The sequence below is a fragment of the Dokdonella sp. genome, assembly GCF_035703485.1.
Taxonomy (GTDB): Bacteria; Pseudomonadota; Gammaproteobacteria; order Xanthomonadales; family Rhodanobacteraceae; genus Dokdonella.
Window position 1 is genome coordinate 1 of the sequence record NZ_DASSYD010000069.1, and the last position, 16,206, is coordinate 16,206.

Here is a 16,206-nt window from a genome sequence, read left to right on the forward strand (position 1 = left end):
CGGCCCACCAGTGCAGCTTGGTCGCAGCAACTGCGGGTTCGACAATATGAAAGGCAGCGTGGGTAACTTCATTCGACAAGCAGGCGAATGCAGAAACGAAGGGACGCATTGACGCTTCGGCAAAACGCAGCGCGAGCTCAAGCTCGGGCTGCGCCGATGTCCATTTCGCCTCAAAACTCGCCTGAGCATCCGCTGACATGCTCAAGCCAGATGCAGATGCGAAGGCAGCTCGGCGACACTTCCGGCAATGGCATGCGCATTCCAGTCGGCTGGATCACCCCCATTGAGATAGCCCCAGGCCGCAGCGATCGTGCGCGTTCCGGCCGCACGACCTGCCTGGATGTCGCGCAAATCATCACCGACGAACAAGGTCCTTGCCGGATCGACCTTGAGGCTCTGGCAGGCATGCAGCACCGGATCGGGGTCGGGTTTGCGCCGGGGCAAGGTATCGCCGGCGACCACAACGCCACAACGGCGCCCAAGCCCGAGTTGATCGATCATCGGCGTCGCCAACCATCCGGCCTTGTTGGTGACAACTCCCCAGGCGATATCGCGGGACTCGAGATCGAGGAGGATTTCGTCGATGCCCGCATAGAGTCGCGTCGACGAGTTGCCGCGAGCGGCATACAGATCCAGGTACCGGGGCAGCAATTCCTCGATCCGGGCTTCGTCAAGATCCGGCAAGCCGCAACGCAGGATTGCCTTGCCGCCGGCCGACACCACGCGACTGACGGCGACCCCGTCTGGCGCGGCATGCCCTATTTCTGCGCACAGCGTTGCCAGCGCCTCGACCAGATCCGGCGCCGAATCGGCCAGGGTTCCATCGAGATCAAAAAGTACCGCTTGCGGTTTTTGCGCACTACTCATGCCGGCTTGATCGCACAGGCGAGGTAGTTGACCGCGACCGAATCGCTTAACCAGGCCTTGCGTGTCAGCGGGTTGTAGCCGATGCCGCGCAAGTCTTCGAGGGCGAGCCCGGCATGGCGCAATGCGCCAGCCATTTCAGACGGCTTGATGAATTGCGCGTAGTGATGGGTGCCGCGCGGCAACAGTCGCAATACGTGCTCCGCGCCGACAATTGCCGTGGCAAACGATTGCGGCGTACGGTTGAGCGTCGACAGGAACAGTCGCCCACCCGGCTTGAGAAGATCGGCGCAGGCGCGGATCACGCTGGACGGATCGGGAACGTGTTCGAGCATTTCCAGACACGTGATCACGTCGAATTGGCCGGCCATTTCCCCGACCAGCGATTCGACGCTGACTTCGCGATAGTCGACCTCGAGACCACTTTCGAGCAGGTGCAAGCGCGCGACATCGAGTACGGCAGCGGCAAGATCGATACCGATCACATTGGCACCGGCCCGTGCCAGCGCTTCGCTGAGCAAACCACCACCACAACCGACATCAAGCACCCGCGCACCGTTCAAGGCGACGCGCTCCGCGATATAGCCGAAGCGCACCGGATTCAGGTCGTGCAAGGGCCGTGATTCACCATCGGCATCCCACCAACGGTTGGCGAGGCGCTCAAACTTGGCCACTTCAGCCGGATTGACGTTGACCGTATTCATCGGCTCATGCTGTGGCAATGCGATCGCGCCAGCGTCGCGCCTTGGTCAGGATCTCGACCTTGTCCATGCCGATCAGCTCGCGATCGCGCAGTTTGCGCTGGCCTGCAATCCAGACATCGCTGACCTGATGGCGTCCAGCCGCATAGATGAGCTGCGAGACCACGTTGTAGATCGGCTGGCTCTCGATCGTGCCGAGATTCACCGCGGCCAGATCGGCCTGCTTGCCAACCTGGATCGAACCGATCTGATCCTGCCAGCCAAGTGCCCGGGCTGAGCCCATCGTCGCTGCGCGCAGCACGTTTTCCGCACTCATAGCCGCCGCATCGTCGGCGATCAATTTGCCAACCAGGGCCGCCGAACGCATCTCGCCAAACAGGTCGAGATCATTGTTCGAGGCACAACCATCGGTGCCGATGGCCAGATTGATTCCAGCACGCCGAATCGCCTCGGCCGGACAGAAGCCGCTGAGCAGCTTCATGTTCGATTCGACGTTATGCACGATCGAAACGCCACTCGCGGCGCAATCGTTGATCTCGGCCTCGGTAAGCTGGGTCATGTGCACGGCGATCAGGCGCTCGTTGACGAGACCGATCTGCTTGAGTCGCGCCAGCGGGCGCATACCGAAATCGCGCAGGCTGACATTGATCTCATCGGCAGTCTCGTGCAAATGCAGGTGGACCGGCAGATCAAGCTGATCCGATAGCAGATGGATGCGCTCAAAGCTTTCGTTGGACACCGTATAGGGCGCGTGTGGCGCGAACGCCGTGCCAAGCAATGCCTTGCCACGCAGTTCGTCGTGGACAGCGAGCGCCTTGTCGAAATATTCGTCGCGACTTTGCGCCCACGCGGTCGGAAACTCGATCACCGGCAAACCGATCAGGCTGCGGAAACCGAACTTGGCATAAGTCGCCGCCTGTACATCAGGAAAGAAATAGTTTTCGTTGCAGCAGGTCGTGCCGCCGCGAATCATCTCGGCAATAGCCAGTTCGACGCCATCACGGACGAACTCCGGCCCCATCACCCGGGCTTCGGCCGGCCATACATGGTCCTTGAGCCAGACCATGAAGGGCACATCATCGGCGAGCCCGCGCATCAGGGTCATCGGATTGTGCGTGTGACCGTTGACCAGGCCGGGAATCAGTGCGTGCTCGCCGAGTTCGGCACGTTCACGCGGCTCGAATTGCTGGCGCGCCTCGGCGATTGGCAGGATCGCAACGATGCGATCGGCATCGACGACGACCGCATGCGATTCGAGCACGGTTCCTTGTGGCTCGATCGGGATAACCCAGCGCGCCTCGATCTGCAGATCAACGGGTGTTGACGTAGTCATGCGTGCTCGATCACTTGACCCGGCCGACATACTCGCCGGTGCGCGTATCGACCTTGATCACTTCATTCTGGTTGACGAACAGCGGCACGCGTACGACAGCGCCGGTTTCGAGTTTCGCTGGCTTGCCGCCGCCGCCCGAAGTATCGCCACGCACACCCGGATCGGTTTCGATGATCTCCAGCTCGACGAAGTTCGGAGGCGTCACATTGAGCGGAGCGCCGTTCCACAGGGTGAGGATGACCATCTCGTTGCCCTTGAGCCATTTCGCCGCATCAGCCACGGCATTCTCGTCGGCGGCGATCTGCTCGTGATTGGTCGGATGCATGAAGTGCCAGAACTCGCCGTCCGAATATAGAAACTCCATATCGGTGTCGATGACATCGGCCGCCTCGACCGTATCGGTCGATTTCATCGTCATTTCGACGGTGCGGCCGTTTTGCAAATTGCGGTACTTGACCCGGGTAAACGCCTGACCCTTGCCCGGCTTGATGAAATCGGTGTCGATGATCGTGCACGGGTGGCCGTCAACGATGATCTTGAGACCGTTCTTGACGTCATTCATTCCATGTGTGGCCATGGAGAGCTCCTGTTGCTTGAGGACAAGCCGCTCGTTTCAAAGCAGCTACAATGGGGAATTCGTTGACCGGGATACCCGGAACCGATCGACAATGATACCTGCAAGCCCGCCCATCTCACAGATTTCCGTTCCCCGATCCGGCAATCGCGCCACGCCCTGGCAGCAGCTATGGCGCGATGCGATCACCGACCCGCACGAGCTGCTGCGCCTGCTCGGTCTGGAGTCGCGATCCAGCGAACTGCTTGCCAATGCCGACACCGGCTTTTCCGTGCGCGTGCCACGCGGTTTTGCCGCGCGCATGCGCCATGCCGATGCCACAGATCCGTTGCTGCTGCAGGTTCTGCCCGGTGCCGATGAACTCTCCGTCACGCCGGGCTATTCAACCGATGCGGTAGGTGATCTTGATGCCAGGGCCGCAACCGGAGTGCTGCACAAATATCAGGGCCGCGCCCTGCTGATCGCTACCGGATCCTGCGCCATCAACTGCCGCTACTGTTTCCGCAGGCACTTTCCTTACGCTCAGGAAACCGCCGCAAGCGGACAATGGCGCGCGGCCATCGAATATCTGGCAAGCAACGACTCGATCAGCGAGGTCATCCTCTCAGGCGGCGATCCGCTCTCGCTGTCGACGCCCAAACTTGCCGAGCTGACCGGTGCGCTTGCCGACCTTGCCCATGTGCGTCGTCTGCGCATCCATAGCCGCTTGCCCATCGTGCTGCCGGAACGTGTCGATGCGGAGTTGTGCGACTGGCTGCACAGACTGCCGCTGCAGAAAGTCCTCGTCCTGCACGCCAATCACGCCAACGAAATCGACGATTCCGTGATCAAGGCCTGTCGAAAATTGACAGCAGCCGGGGTCACTTTGCTGAACCAGTCGGTATTGCTGAGGCACATCAATGATACGGTCGACGTGCTGGCTGCGCTTTCCGAGCGATTGTTCGACTGCAATGCCTTGCCCTACTACCTGCATCAGCTCGATCGGGTTCAGGGCGTGGCCCACTTTGAGGTGTCCGATCAGGAAGCGGTCAGGTTGATTGATGGCCTGCGCAACCGGTTGCCCGGCTATCTGGTGCCGCGACTTGTCCGCGAAACGGCGGGTGCAACCAGCAAACTCCCGATCGGGCACACGAGGTAAGCAAAAGGTTTCCGGAATCGTGAACTTCGCTGAATATCCGCCAGAGTATGGAAATAAGCGCATGAATCCGGTACAAGTTCCTGCCCTGACCGCTGCTCGCCCGGTGATCAGTTGTGCTCTGCGCACCTCCCTGAAAGCGCCTCCCAAATGACCAAACCAGACAACGTGATCAAGCTGCTGCTGATCGAGGATTCAGCCGACGAGGCGGAACAGATCATCAGCATGCTCCGCAATGGCGGTATCGCCGTGCGCCCGTCGCGGGCCAGCAATGAAGCCGAGCTCGAAGATCTGCTCGAGCGCCAGACACCCGACATGATCCTCGCCAACCTGCACAGCAAGGACCTGCCCCTGCGTTCGACTGCTGAAGCCGTCAACCGTACCGGCAAGGATATTGGCCTGGTCGTCTACGCCAGCAACGTCAGCGACAATGATGTTGTCGAGGCATTTCGCGACGGTGCCCGCTCACTGGCCTTGCAGAGTCGCCCCGACCACCTGCAGATGATCGTCCGCCGCGAATTCGAGGCCCTGATCATGCGTCGCAGCGTGCGTCGCCTCGAAAATGCACTACGCGAATCAGAGCGGCGCTGCAGCGACTTGCTCGATTCCTCACGCGATCCAATCGCCTATGTGCACGAGGGCATGCATGTGCGAGCCAATCGCGCTTATCTGGAAACATTCGGCTACGAGGATTTCGAAGACATCGAAAGCATGTCGATCCTCGACATGGTGGCTGCCGATGACGCCGATGACTTCAAATCCCTGCTCAAGCGCTTGTCCAAGGGTGAAAAACCGCCACAGAAGCTGAATCTCAAGGCGCAGCGTGCCGATGGCGAAATTTTCAACGCGGTCATGGAATTCGCCGAGGCCATGTACGAAGGCGAGGCCTGTCAGCAGATCGTATTCCGCCAGCAGGAAACCGATCCTGCAACAAGCGAAGAGCTTGAAGCCTTGCGCAGCAAGGATCTGGTCACCGAGCTGTTCAACCGGCAATACCTCACCAACGGGCTGGATCAGGTGGTCGCTGCGGCCAATGCCGGCAAGTCCGACCAGGCTCTGATTCTTCTGGAACTGGACAATGCCAGATCGGTTCGTGACAGCATTGGACTCGGCAATACCGACCTGCTGCTCGGCGACATGGCCAACCTGTTGCGCCGTCATCTCGCTGAAACCGATATCCCGGGACGTCTTGGTGAATACACCTTCGGCATTCTTGTTCAGGATCGGAACATCGAGGCGCTCGAAGGGTTCTGCGAGACACTGCGCAAAGCGTTCGAAGAGCGCATCTTCGAGATCGGAAAGAATTCGATCAACTTGACGATGAGCGTCGCCGCCAGTTTGATCGGCGAGAAAGCAACCGGCGGCAACGCCGTGCTCGATCAGGCCTCGGCGACATTGCGCGCCATTCAGGCCGAGGGCGGAAACATCGCCCGGGTCTTCGATCCGGCAGCCAAGGACAAGGCAGACGCGGAGAAGAACCGCCACTGGCTGAAGCTGATCAAGGATGCCCTGGTCAACGACGGCTATCTGCTCTATTTCCAGCCGATCATCAGTCTGCAGGGCGCGGAAGGTGATTACTACGAAATCCTGCTGCGCATGAAAGGCCCCAAGGGCGAGATACTGCCCGGATTCTTCATGCCGATCGCCGAGCAATACGGTCTGCTCCCGCAACTCGATCGCTGGGTCATCAGCTCGGCCATTCGAGCCCTCGCCGAACGCGAGCAGAGCGGCCACAAGACGACGTTCTTCATCAAGCTGTCACCCCAATCGCTGGATGACCAGACCTTGCTGCCGTGGATCGCCCTGCAGTTGAAGAATTCCCGTCAGCGCGGCGATGCGTTGGTTTTCGAGATGCCCGAAAGCAAGGTGGTGACCAGCCTGAAGCCCGCTCGTGCCTTTGTCCGCGGTCTCGAACAACTGCATTGCGGCTTCGCCCTGGAACAGTTCGGCTCCGGCCTCAATTCGTTCCAGTTGCTCAAGCATATTCCGGCGCGATACCTGAAAGTCGATCGCAGCTACATGGCCGACTTGCCGAAAAACAAGGAAAACCAGGAGCGCATCAAAGCCATGTGCGATCAGGCCCATAACGCGGGCAAGTTGACCATCGCCGAATTTGTCGAAGATGCGGCAAGCATGTCGATTCTGTTTTCCTGTGGCATCAATTTTGTCCAGGGCAACTTTCTGCGCGAACCCGAACAGACCATGTCCTACGACTTCGGTGGCGACTGAGCCAGCCTCCGCAAGCACCAAAAAAATGGCCCCGCGATGCGGGGCCATTTTCGTTTGCGTCTGTGCTTCGTGATTACCGCCCGGCACGCAATGCGGCGATACGCTCCTCAATCGGCGGATGGCTGGAAAACAGCTTGCGCATGCCGCCACCGGCGATACCGAACGCCTGGATTGCCTTGGGCAGATTGTTCTCTCCATGACCTTGCGCCAAGCGCGACAGCGCGGCGATCATCTTGTCCTTGCCCGAGAGTCGAGCGCTACCGGCATCTGCGCGAAACTCGCGCCAGCGCGAGAATGCCATGATCACGATCGAGGCAAGCATGCCGAGACCGATCTGCAGGGCGATGACAATGGCGAAATAGGCCATTCCACCGCCGCCTTCACGATTGCCGCTGATGGCACGGTCGATCACCGTGCCGATGACCCGGGCAAGGAAGATCACGAAGGTGTTGAGAACGCCCTGCAACAAGGTCATGGTGACCATGTCGCCATTGGCCACGTGGCTGACCTCATGAGCAAGTACCGCCTCGATTTCGTCACGACTCATTTGCTGAAGCAGGCCCGTGCTGACCGCGACCAGTGCGTTGTTGCGTGAAGCGCCGGTGGCGAACGCATTCATCTCCGGCGCATCGTAGATGGCGACTTCGGGCATGCCGATACCGGCTCCCTGAGCCTGTCGACGAACCGTCGAGAGCAACCACGACTCGGTCGGATTCGTCGGGTTTTCGATGACTTTCGCACCGGTCTGCCATTTGGCAACCCATTTTGACATGGCCAGCGAAATGAACGATCCGCCAAAACCGATCACGGCCGAGAGGATCAGGATGCCTTTGAAGTTGATGCCGGTCTTGCTGTAGGTGTAGGTGTCGATGCCAAACAGCTTGACGATAATGGTCAGCAGTACCATTACGGCCAGGTTGGTAGCGACAAATAGCAGGATACGACGCATGGTTTTCTCGCTTGATGATCAGATAAGGGATGATGCCTTCGAAATGAGATGGTTGGGTAAACTGCAAGGGATTTCAAGCAAATAGCCCGACTATCGACCGTTGCCCATGACCGAGGTTCCTCAGCCGGTTTCGAAAACCGCATGCGCGCGGCCCGTGCGTGGCCGTTTTGCGCCCTCGCCAAGCGGAAATCTCCACTTCGGTTCGCTGGTAGCCGCACTCGGCAGTTGGCTGCGAGCGCGCTCACTGGGCGGCACTTGGATCGTGCGCATGGAAGATATCGACAGCGTACGTTGCGTAGAGGGCGCAGCGGCACGAATTCTCGCCTCACTTGCCGCTTTCGGACTTGAGTCAGACGAAGCCGTGGTCTGCCAAAGTGAGCGTCTGCCACTTTACGAATCGGCGCTGCAGAAGCTGAAGGCGGCTGGTCATGCATATCCTTGCCGCTGCAGTCGCAACGACCTCGCCAGCTTCAACGGCATCCATCCGGCCCAATGTGTGCCGCACGCGCGTTCCACATCACCGGCCTGGCGCTTGCGGGTGGGCCGTCAAAGCATCACGTTTCGCGATGCAGTTTTCGGAGAGGTCCGACAAGATCTGGATCGCGAGGTCGGCGATTTCGTCCTGCGCCGCGCGGATGGAACGTTCACCTATCAGCTTGTGGTTGTCGTCGATGACGCCGAGCAAGACATCAATGAGATCGTGCGCGGAGCCGATCTGCTCGATTCCACGCCGCGTCAGATCCATCTGCAGCAACTGCTGGGCCTGCCTTCGCCGGACTACCTGCATCTGCCTGTTGCGCTTGATCCCAAGGGTCGCAAACTCAGCAAGCAAGATTGCGATCGACCGGTCGATGGATCCAACCCCTTGCCGGCCTTGCGCGAAGCACTTGCCTTTCTCGGCCAGCCCATCCCGGCTTTCCATCGTGTCGATGCGCTTCTGCAAGCGGCTGCAGCCCGCTTCGATGTCGCTGCCATACCAACATCCCGACCCGCACATGTCGCAATGCAGAAGGACTAAACTGCCGCAAGCAGGCACAATCCCGCGCTGAGGCCAGCATCGCCCCACGCAGATCATTCAATGGAAAGGAGAACAGCATGACCGCACGCGTAGCCCTCGTCACGGGTGGAATCGGTGGTATCGGAACGGCAATCTGCCGTCATCTCGCACAAGCGGGCCATCGTGTGGCAACCAACTATCGCGACGAGTCCAGGGCAAAGGCCTGGCAAGCCGCACAGAAGGCTGAGGGCTTTGATTTCGCGCTCGCTTCCGGTGACGTTTCCAGCGTTGAAGCCGCCGAGACGATGATCCGCGACGTCGAGAGCCAGGTCGGCCCGATCGATATCCTTATCAACAATGCCGGCATCACCCGCGATACGACATTCCACAAGATGAGCGCCCTACAATGGCAGGAGGTCATCAACACCAACCTCAACTCGTGCTTCAACGTGACCCGTCCGGTCATCGAAGGCATGCGCGCGCGCAAGTGGGGTCGCATCGTCCAGATCAGTTCGATCAACGGCCAGAAGGGTCAATACGGCCAGGCCAACTACGCTGCCTCGAAGGCCGGCATGCATGGCTTCACGATCTCGCTGGCACAGGAAAACGCGAAGTTCGGCATTACGGTGAACACGGTGTCACCGGGCTATGTGCTGACTGAAATGGTCAAGGCCGTTCCCGAAGATGTGCGTGCCAAGATCGCCGCGCAGATTCCTGTGGGTCGACTCGGCGAACCCGAGGAAATTGCCTACGCGGTCGGCTTCCTCGCCGCCGAACAGGCGTCGTGGATCACCGGCGCCAACCTGTCGATCAATGGCGGTCATTACATGGGTTGGTAAGTCTTCCGACGAGGAGTGTTCAACGCGCTCCTCGTCGTACTGCAACATGGATCAGTTGCGGCGGGTCATCGCCGCAGCGCGCATAAAACATCACCTCAGCGATGGCGCTCACACTTGCGGGCCCGCATTTTCGGTGCTGCGCAACATCGAAACTGGTGCAGCGCCGCACGATCTGATAGCGTTGCGCAATGGCCGAATTCCGCATCATCAAGAAGTACCCGAACCGTCGACTCTATGACACCGAGATTTCGAGCTACATCACGCTCGAAGAAGTGCGTCAGCTCGTCGTCGATGGCGAAAAATTCGAGGTTCGCGACGCCAAGTCAGGCACTGATCTGACCCGTTCCGTGCTGCTGCAGATCATCTCGGAACACGAAGAGCGCGGCGAACCGATGTTCACCACCGAGCTGCTTTCGCAGGTCATTCGTTTCTACGGTGATTCGCTGCAAGGCTTCATGGGCAGCTACCTCGAAAAAAGCCTGCAGGTTTTCCTCGATCAGCAACAACAGTTCCGCAGTCAGTTGAACAACATCATGGGCCGCACACCGTGGTCGATGCTCAACGACATGACCGAGCGCAACATGGACGCATGGAAGTCCATGCAGCAGGGGTTTCTGACTGATGTCGCGAACAAGGCACGTCAAGATGAACGCACTGCAAAAGCAAAGAAAGACAGCAAATCCTGAGTAGTGGAATCATCGGGAAATTTGCTGCTGTTTTACCGGATACAACCCCAACCCTGCCCTACAACCTGATCGAGAAGAAGTACTCGCTACTTCTCTCTCGTCTGCAGCCGTGGAAGCCGACCAATGAATCAGCCTATTGCCCTCGTCACCGGTGGAATCGGCGGACTGGGAACGGAAATTTGCCGTTACCTTGCGCGCTCCGGAAAGCGTGTCATCGCCGCGGATCTTGGCTCACGCCAGGAGCGCGTCGAGGCGTTTCTCGAAGAGGTCAGCGAATTTCCGCAGGACATCCTGTTCGAACCGCTCGATGTTTCCGATCATGCGGGCTGTACTGCCACGCTGGCCGCCATCAGTGAACGCCACGGACCTATTTCGATCCTCGTCAACGCCGCCGGAATCACGCGCGATACCAGTCTGCGAAAGATGTCCGAGCAGCAATGGTCGGATGTGCTCACGGTCAACCTCGATGGCGTCTTCAATACCTGTCGCGCCCTGATCGATGGCATGACCGAACGCGGCTTCGGTCGTATCGTCAACATCTCCTCGGTCAACGGCCAGACCGGCCAGTTCGGCCAGACCAACTACTGCGCAGCCAAGGCCGGCATGCATGGTTTCACCATGGCTCTGGCTCGCGAAGTCGCGCGCAAGGGCGTGACCGTCAACAGCGTCTCACCGGGCTATTGTGAAACGGCCCTGGTCATGGCCGTTGCGGAAAACGTGCGTGAACAGATCATCAGCAATATTCCGGTCGGGCGTCTCGGCAAGCCATCGGAAATCGCCCGCGTCGTCGACTTCCTTTGCGCCGACGACTCCGCCTTCATCACCGGCGCGAACATCCCGGTGAATGGCGGCTACTTCATGGACTTTTGAGCGGAACCGGCGGAGCTCGGCTACCAGATCAAATCGGCGGGGACATCGTCTTCGGCAGGGGCATCGGGATCACATAGCAGGATCAATGCTTCGGCACTGATTTCACCCACCTGTTCACCGATTTCGCGGGTCACCAGCAGGTAGCGACCGCGTTGCTGGACGATGGCCAGTTCTCCGGCATTGACCTGGACCAATTGCTCGGCGGTGCAATAGACGCGACGAATCTTGTCACCATGCGGAAAATGCCGGGCAATTTCGGCCTCTCCCCTGTTCAGTGCCTTGCCTGCGAGCAGGGCGGCCAGTTTCTGCTTGCGCTCGGCTTTCTCCTTCGCGCGCTGCTCGGCCTGCTTCTTTTCCAGATCACGTTGCTCGCGTTCGGCGCGATCGCGCAGCCCGTAGGCACGAGCGAGGTCGATTTCTTCCTGATTGCGTGCAGGTTTTGGCGCCGCCCCAGTGGGCGGTCGCGTTGCCGAGCGCTTCTTTCCTGCAGAGCGCGGCGGACGATTGGCAGGCTTTGCCTGTGCCTTGAGTTTGCTCACAAGGCCGCTTTTCAGCAGTTGGTCACGCAGGGAATCAGCCATGGTCTTTGCTGCGATCGTTGCGGTCAGTAATGGGGAGGTGGCGGCTCGTTGCTGACATCATTGCCGAGCGTCGAACGCAAACCAGAGAGGTCGGAACGCAGGTGCTCGAGTTCGCGACGCATTGTCAGCATGGCCTGATCCTGCATGGACACGGCGTTATTCAATGCCGTCACTGCATCGTCGATGAAGGCAAAACGCACTTCAAGCTCAGTCAATCGCTCTTCCAGAGAACTCATGCGCGCGGCAAATCTTCAATCAAGTGCCGGCCATGGCGTGCTCCGAGGCTGCCTGCGGCTTCGCTTGCGGCCAGGGCCAGATCGGCACTCGCCATTTCACGGACAAGCTCGGCAAAGCTGGTTTTGGGTTTCCAGCCAAGCTTTTCGCGGGAAAAACTCGGATCGCCAAGCAAGGTTTCGACTTCAGCGGGTCGGTAATATTTTGGATGGATGCGCAGCAGGGTTTCGCCAACCTGAATTTTCGCATTGGCTGTACGCACCTCGGCGACGACGGCGATTTCATCGGCACCCTGGCCTTTGAACTCGACTTCCACTCCCATTTCGCGCGCGGCAAGGACAACGAACTCGCGCACCGAATGCTGGATGCCGGTTGCGATCACGTAGTCATGCGCCTGTTCCTGCTGCAGGATCATCCATTGCGCTTCCACGTAGTCGCGCGCATGGCCCCAGTCGCGGCGTGCATCGAGATTGCCGAGATAGAGACACTGCTGCAGTCCAAGGATGACCCGTGCCAGTCCACGCGTGATCTTGCGCGTGACGAAGGTTTCGCCACGAATCGGCGATTCGTGATTGAACAGGATGCCGTTGCAGGCAAACATGCCGTAAGCCTCACGGTAGTTGACCGTGATCCAGTAGGCGTAGAGCTTGGCCACGCCGTACGGTGAGCGCGGGTGGAATGGGGTGGTCTCACGCTGCGGCGTTTCCTGGACCAGGCCGTAGAGTTCCGAGGTCGATGCCTGGTAGATGCGGCAGCGCTCACTCAGACCGAGGATTCGCATCGCCTCGAGCAGGCGTAGCGTGCCAAGACCATCGGCGTTGGCCGTGTATTCGGGCTCCTCGAACGAAACCGCGACATGACTTTGCGCAGCCAGATTGTAGATCTCGTGCGGCTCGACTTCCTGGACCACGCGCATCAAGCTGGTCGAGTCGGTCAGATCGCCGTAATGCAGGGTCAGCGCCGGCCCTTTCTCATCGAGCTCGCTGTACAGATGATCGATGCGCTCGGTGTTGAACGACGAGGCACGGCGCTTGAGGCCATGTACTTCGTAGCCTTTTTCGAGCAGGAATTCGGCCAGGTAAGCTCCATCTTGTCCGGTGATTCCAGTAACCAACGCGCGCTTCTTTGCCATTGATGATTCTGCTTTCAGAGGGGATTGGCGACCACGCGGGTCGGCACAGGATTGTCGATGTTAGCGAGCGTGCGCACCGAGGTACAGCGTTGCCGCCAGTCCCGGGTTAGCGCGGTTTCCTGATGCTGCGCCCGCGGCCAATGCCATAGTAGGCCAGGCCGGCCGATTCGATCACCGATGGCTCGAAAATGTTGCGTCCGTCAAAGATCACTTTTTCCTTCAACGAGCCAGCCAGGCGAGCCAGATCCGGACTGCGGAACGCCTTCCATTCGGTGACGACCACGAGCGCATCCGCGCCTTCAAGAACGGCGTACTGGGAATCGCAAAGCTCAAGGTCATCGCGCTTGCCATAGATTCGCAGGACTTCCTCGTGCGCTTCCGGATCGAAAGCCCGGACGCGCGCCCCGGCCGCCCACAATTGCTCCAGCAAGGTACGACTCGGCGCCTCACGCATGTCATCGGTATTCGGCTTGAAAGCCAGACCCCACAACGCAAACGTGCGGCCTTTCAAATCACCCTTAAAGTGCTCATCGATGAGACTGTGCAGGCGCTTCTTCTGTATTGCATTGGTCGCTTCGACGGCGCTCAGTACGAGCGGCTCGTAGTCATGGCTGCGCGCAATATGCTCCAGCGCCTTGACGTCTTTCGGAAAACACGAGCCACCGTAACCGGCACCCGGATAAATGAAGTGATAGCCGATGCGTGGATCCGAACCAATGCCGAGGCGGACCTGTTCGACATCCGCGCCAACACGTTCGGCGATATTGGCAATCTCGTTCATGAAACTGATTTTTGTGGCCAGCATCGCATTGGCCGCGTATTTGGTCAGCTCGGCTGAACGCACATCCATCTGCACGATGCGATCGTGGCTACGATTGAACGGCGCGTACAGCGCACGCAAGGCAGAGGTTGCCGACGCGCTGCCGCTGCCAATGATGATTCGTTCCGGGCGCAAACAATCCTGTACCGCATCGCCCTCCTTGAGAAATTCCGGGTTGGAAATCACCTCGAACTTGATCGTGCAACCGCGACTAGCGAGCTCAGCCGCAATCGTTGCCTGCACGCGATCAGCCGTGCCAACCGGCACAGTCGACTTGTTGACGATGACTGCCGGCTCGGAAAGCGTGGAACCGATGGTTCGCGCGACATCGAGAACATGGCTGAGATCGGCGCTGCCGTCTTCATCCGGTGGCGTCCCGACCGCGATGAAGATGATTTCGCCATGAGCGATGGCTTTCGCGGCATCGGTAGTGAATTGCAATCGTCCCGCTGCGTGGTTTTCGACAACCATCGGCGTCAGACCCGGCTCGAAGATCGGAATTTCACCCCGCTCCAGGCGCGCGACCTTGAGGGCGTCGACATCGACGCAGATCACTTCGTTGCCAACTTCAGCCAGACAAGTTCCAGTCACCAGACCGACGTAACCGGTTCCAAATATTGCGATACGCATCCACTCAACTCCTGATCGATTGCGTCAAAGGTTCATCACTGCCTTTGCACCCCGCAAAACAAAGAAGGCGCGCCGCAAAACGGCACGCCTTCCTGTTGTCACGACTTGGCTGTTTACTTCTTCTCTGCCGGGGCCGGCGCTGCCTTGGCGGCTTCCGTCTCGATCGAGATCAGCTTGACGTCGAAGATCAGGGTAGCGTTTGGCCCGATCGTCGGCGGTGCATTTTCGCCATAGGCCAGCTCGGCTGGAATGACCAGCTTGTACTCGGAACCAACGGGCATCAACTGCAGACCTTCGGTCCAGCCCTTGATCACACCGTTCAGCGGGAAGGTCGCCGGCTGACCACGATCAATCGAGCTATCGAACTTTGTGCCGTCAATCTTGGTTCCGGTGTAGTCGACTTTGACCGTATCGGTTTCTTTCGGCTTCGGACCGTTGCCCTGCTTGATCACTTCATACTGCAGACCGGATTCAGTCGTTTTTACACCGGCCTTGGCTTTGTTCTTGGCCAGGAAGGCCTCACCTTCTTTCTTGTTCTTTTCTGCGGCGACCTTCTCGTCAGCCACACGCTTGGCCTGAAGCTTCTTCATGAACTCCTGGCGGATCTCCTGACCCTCTTCCTGAGTCATCAACGACTTGCCGCCGTTGAACTCGTCCTGCAAGGCCTGGATGACAACCTTGAGGTCGAGCTCGTCTTTGATCTGGGTAAGGCCACGGCCGACATCGGCACCGACCATGTAGCTGACTTTATCTTTTTCGGTCTTCAGCGAAGCATCGATGGCCAGGGCATTTCCGGCAACGAATATCGAAGTCAGCGCTGTAGCGATGAGGGTCTTGCGGACAAAACGGGTCATGTATGGGACTCCTGGGTAGAGCGATTGAGGACGGCTGCTGGCCACCGGACAGGGATCTCTGCGTCAAGCGGGCCGCATATTGTGAATGCGCCCGCCCGTGATGGCAAACAGCAGCGAAAAGGACATGGATTGAGCTTGAACGCCGCCATGCTCGCACTGAGAACATGAACAGAGGTCGGGGTTCCCGAAATTTACTGAATGGCACGAACGCTTTTGTTCATCCTGGCAGAGCTCAGTGAGCGTGCTGCCCCGCCATATTGCATTGGCCCTGCTTCTCCAGCGATCGAATCTTTTCCCGACTCTCGATCCAGCGAATTTCTGCCGGAAGGCGTGGCGCTTGTTACGCGGCTCGGCCAGCCCAGGCCCTGGGGCAACGCTGATCAAGTGGCGCAATCGTCACGACGCCTGTCTGCGTGCAGATCGCGGCGCGCTGGCGCAGATGCACTGACCGTGTCGGCAACTGCTCCTGCGTTGTGCTGCACATGGATGTGCGAAGGTCGCGTGCGCAGGATGCGCAGGAGCGACCTCTCGACCGCTTGTTCCCAACGCGGTTCTACCGCCTCCATCCATGGAGGCGTACCTCCTGCATCCATGCAGTCGCTTCAAGCCAGCGCAACAATGAGCTGCGCGCAGACAGGTGTCGTCTAACCGATTGTTTTTGTTGAAACAGGTGGCATCCAGAAGGTCCGCCAGCCGCACCGCGCGGCTGGTCAAGGCAACCAGCCTTCACTTCGCCACGCAGCACGACCGGCGAACCTTCTGAATGCCATGACGGTTG

General features: G+C 59.2%; 16 protein-coding genes and 1 pseudogene. 6 read left to right on the forward strand and 11 right to left on the reverse strand.

Annotation, left to right across the window (positions count from 1 at the left end):
- The 5 genes and pseudogenes from VFN25_RS05115 to efp form a co-directional block, all read right to left on the reverse strand.
- Window positions 1-199, reverse strand: a pseudogene (locus VFN25_RS05115) (phytoene synthase); the annotation flags it as partial.
- Window positions 200-201: 2 nt separating this feature from the next.
- Window positions 202-867 (reverse strand): HAD-IA family hydrolase, encoded by a 666-nt coding sequence (locus VFN25_RS05120; RefSeq protein ID WP_325139507.1) that lies wholly within the window; start codon window positions 865-867, stop codon window positions 202-204.
- Window positions 864-1,568, reverse strand: coding sequence for a bifunctional 2-polyprenyl-6-hydroxyphenol methylase/3-demethylubiquinol 3-O-methyltransferase UbiG (ubiG, locus tag VFN25_RS05125; RefSeq protein WP_325139508.1), 705 nt, complete (start codon window positions 1,566-1,568; stop codon window positions 864-866). The genes VFN25_RS05120 and ubiG overlap by 4 nt, the downstream gene beginning before the upstream one ends.
- 4 nt (window positions 1,569-1,572) lie before the next feature.
- The gene (locus VFN25_RS05130) at window positions 1,573-2,898 is read right to left on the reverse strand and encodes a TRZ/ATZ family hydrolase (protein ID WP_325139510.1); all 1,326 of its coding nucleotides are present in this window, start codon (window positions 2,896-2,898) and stop codon (window positions 1,573-1,575) included.
- A 10-nt stretch (window positions 2,899-2,908) separates the two neighbouring features.
- On the reverse strand, window positions 2,909-3,475 hold the full coding sequence (efp, locus tag VFN25_RS05135; RefSeq protein WP_325139513.1) for an elongation factor P: 567 nt from the start codon (window positions 3,473-3,475) through the stop codon (window positions 2,909-2,911).
- 91 nt (window positions 3,476-3,566) lie between these two features.
- On the opposite strand from efp, the gene epmB reads away from it, so the two are divergent.
- Window positions 3,567-4,610 (forward strand): EF-P beta-lysylation protein EpmB, encoded by a 1,044-nt coding sequence (gene epmB / locus VFN25_RS05140; protein WP_325139515.1) that lies wholly within the window; start codon window positions 3,567-3,569, stop codon window positions 4,608-4,610.
- A gap of 147 nt (window positions 4,611-4,757) precedes the next feature.
- Window positions 4,758-6,836, forward strand: a complete 2,079-nt coding sequence (locus VFN25_RS05145) for an EAL domain-containing response regulator (RefSeq protein WP_325139516.1) — start codon at window positions 4,758-4,760, stop codon at window positions 6,834-6,836.
- A 73-nt stretch (window positions 6,837-6,909) separates the two neighbouring features.
- Here the strand turns inward: VFN25_RS05145 and htpX are convergent, their stop codons facing one another.
- Complete coding sequence (gene htpX / locus VFN25_RS05150; RefSeq protein ID WP_325139518.1) at window positions 6,910-7,785, reverse strand: protease HtpX; 876 nt, start codon at window positions 7,783-7,785, stop codon at window positions 6,910-6,912.
- Between the two features lie 106 nt (window positions 7,786-7,891).
- Between htpX and gluQRS the strand changes: the two genes are divergently transcribed.
- The 4 genes from gluQRS (at window position 7,892) to phbB (VFN25_RS05170) (ending at window position 11,177) form a co-directional block, all read left to right on the forward strand.
- Window positions 7,892-8,803 (forward strand): tRNA glutamyl-Q(34) synthetase GluQRS, encoded by a 912-nt coding sequence (gluQRS, locus tag VFN25_RS05155; RefSeq protein ID WP_325139520.1) that lies wholly within the window; start codon window positions 7,892-7,894, stop codon window positions 8,801-8,803.
- Between the two features lie 77 nt (window positions 8,804-8,880).
- A complete protein-coding gene (gene phbB, locus VFN25_RS05160; RefSeq protein WP_325139522.1) occupies window positions 8,881-9,621 on the forward strand; it encodes an acetoacetyl-CoA reductase in 741 nt (246 codons plus the stop codon).
- 188 nt (window positions 9,622-9,809) lie between these two features.
- Window positions 9,810-10,307: a polyhydroxyalkanoate synthesis repressor PhaR gene (gene phaR, locus VFN25_RS05165; RefSeq protein WP_325139524.1), complete on the forward strand. Its 498-nt coding sequence runs from the start codon at window positions 9,810-9,812 to the stop codon at window positions 10,305-10,307.
- Between the two features lie 123 nt (window positions 10,308-10,430).
- Window positions 10,431-11,177, forward strand: a complete 747-nt coding sequence (phbB, locus tag VFN25_RS05170; RefSeq protein ID WP_325139526.1) for an acetoacetyl-CoA reductase — start codon at window positions 10,431-10,433, stop codon at window positions 11,175-11,177.
- Window positions 11,178-11,197: 20 nt separating this feature from the next.
- On the opposite strand, the gene VFN25_RS05175 is transcribed toward phbB (VFN25_RS05170), so the two are convergent.
- The 5 genes from VFN25_RS05175 to VFN25_RS05195 all read right to left on the reverse strand — a co-directional run bounded on the left by VFN25_RS05175 (window position 11,198) and on the right by VFN25_RS05195 (window position 15,428).
- Entirely contained in the window at window positions 11,198-11,758 is a 561-nt protein-coding gene (locus VFN25_RS05175; protein WP_325139528.1) for a DUF2058 family protein, read from the reverse strand.
- Window positions 11,759-11,781: 23 nt separating this feature from the next.
- Window positions 11,782-11,994: a SlyX family protein gene (locus tag VFN25_RS05180; protein ID WP_325139530.1), complete on the reverse strand. Its 213-nt coding sequence runs from the start codon at window positions 11,992-11,994 to the stop codon at window positions 11,782-11,784.
- Window positions 11,991-13,124 carry a GDP-mannose 4,6-dehydratase gene (gene gmd, locus VFN25_RS05185; RefSeq protein ID WP_325139532.1) on the reverse strand — a complete coding sequence of 378 codons (1,134 nt, stop codon included), beginning with the start codon at window positions 13,122-13,124 and terminating at the stop codon, window positions 11,991-11,993. The genes VFN25_RS05180 and gmd overlap by 4 nt, the downstream gene beginning before the upstream one ends.
- A 106-nt stretch (window positions 13,125-13,230) precedes the next feature.
- Window positions 13,231-14,574 carry a UDP-glucose/GDP-mannose dehydrogenase family protein gene (locus tag VFN25_RS05190; RefSeq protein WP_325139534.1) on the reverse strand — a complete coding sequence of 448 codons (1,344 nt, stop codon included), beginning with the start codon at window positions 14,572-14,574 and terminating at the stop codon, window positions 13,231-13,233.
- A 113-nt stretch (window positions 14,575-14,687) separates the two neighbouring features.
- Entirely contained in the window at window positions 14,688-15,428 is a 741-nt protein-coding gene (locus VFN25_RS05195; protein ID WP_325139536.1) for an FKBP-type peptidyl-prolyl cis-trans isomerase, read from the reverse strand.
- Between the last annotated feature and the right edge of the window lie 778 nt (window positions 15,429-16,206).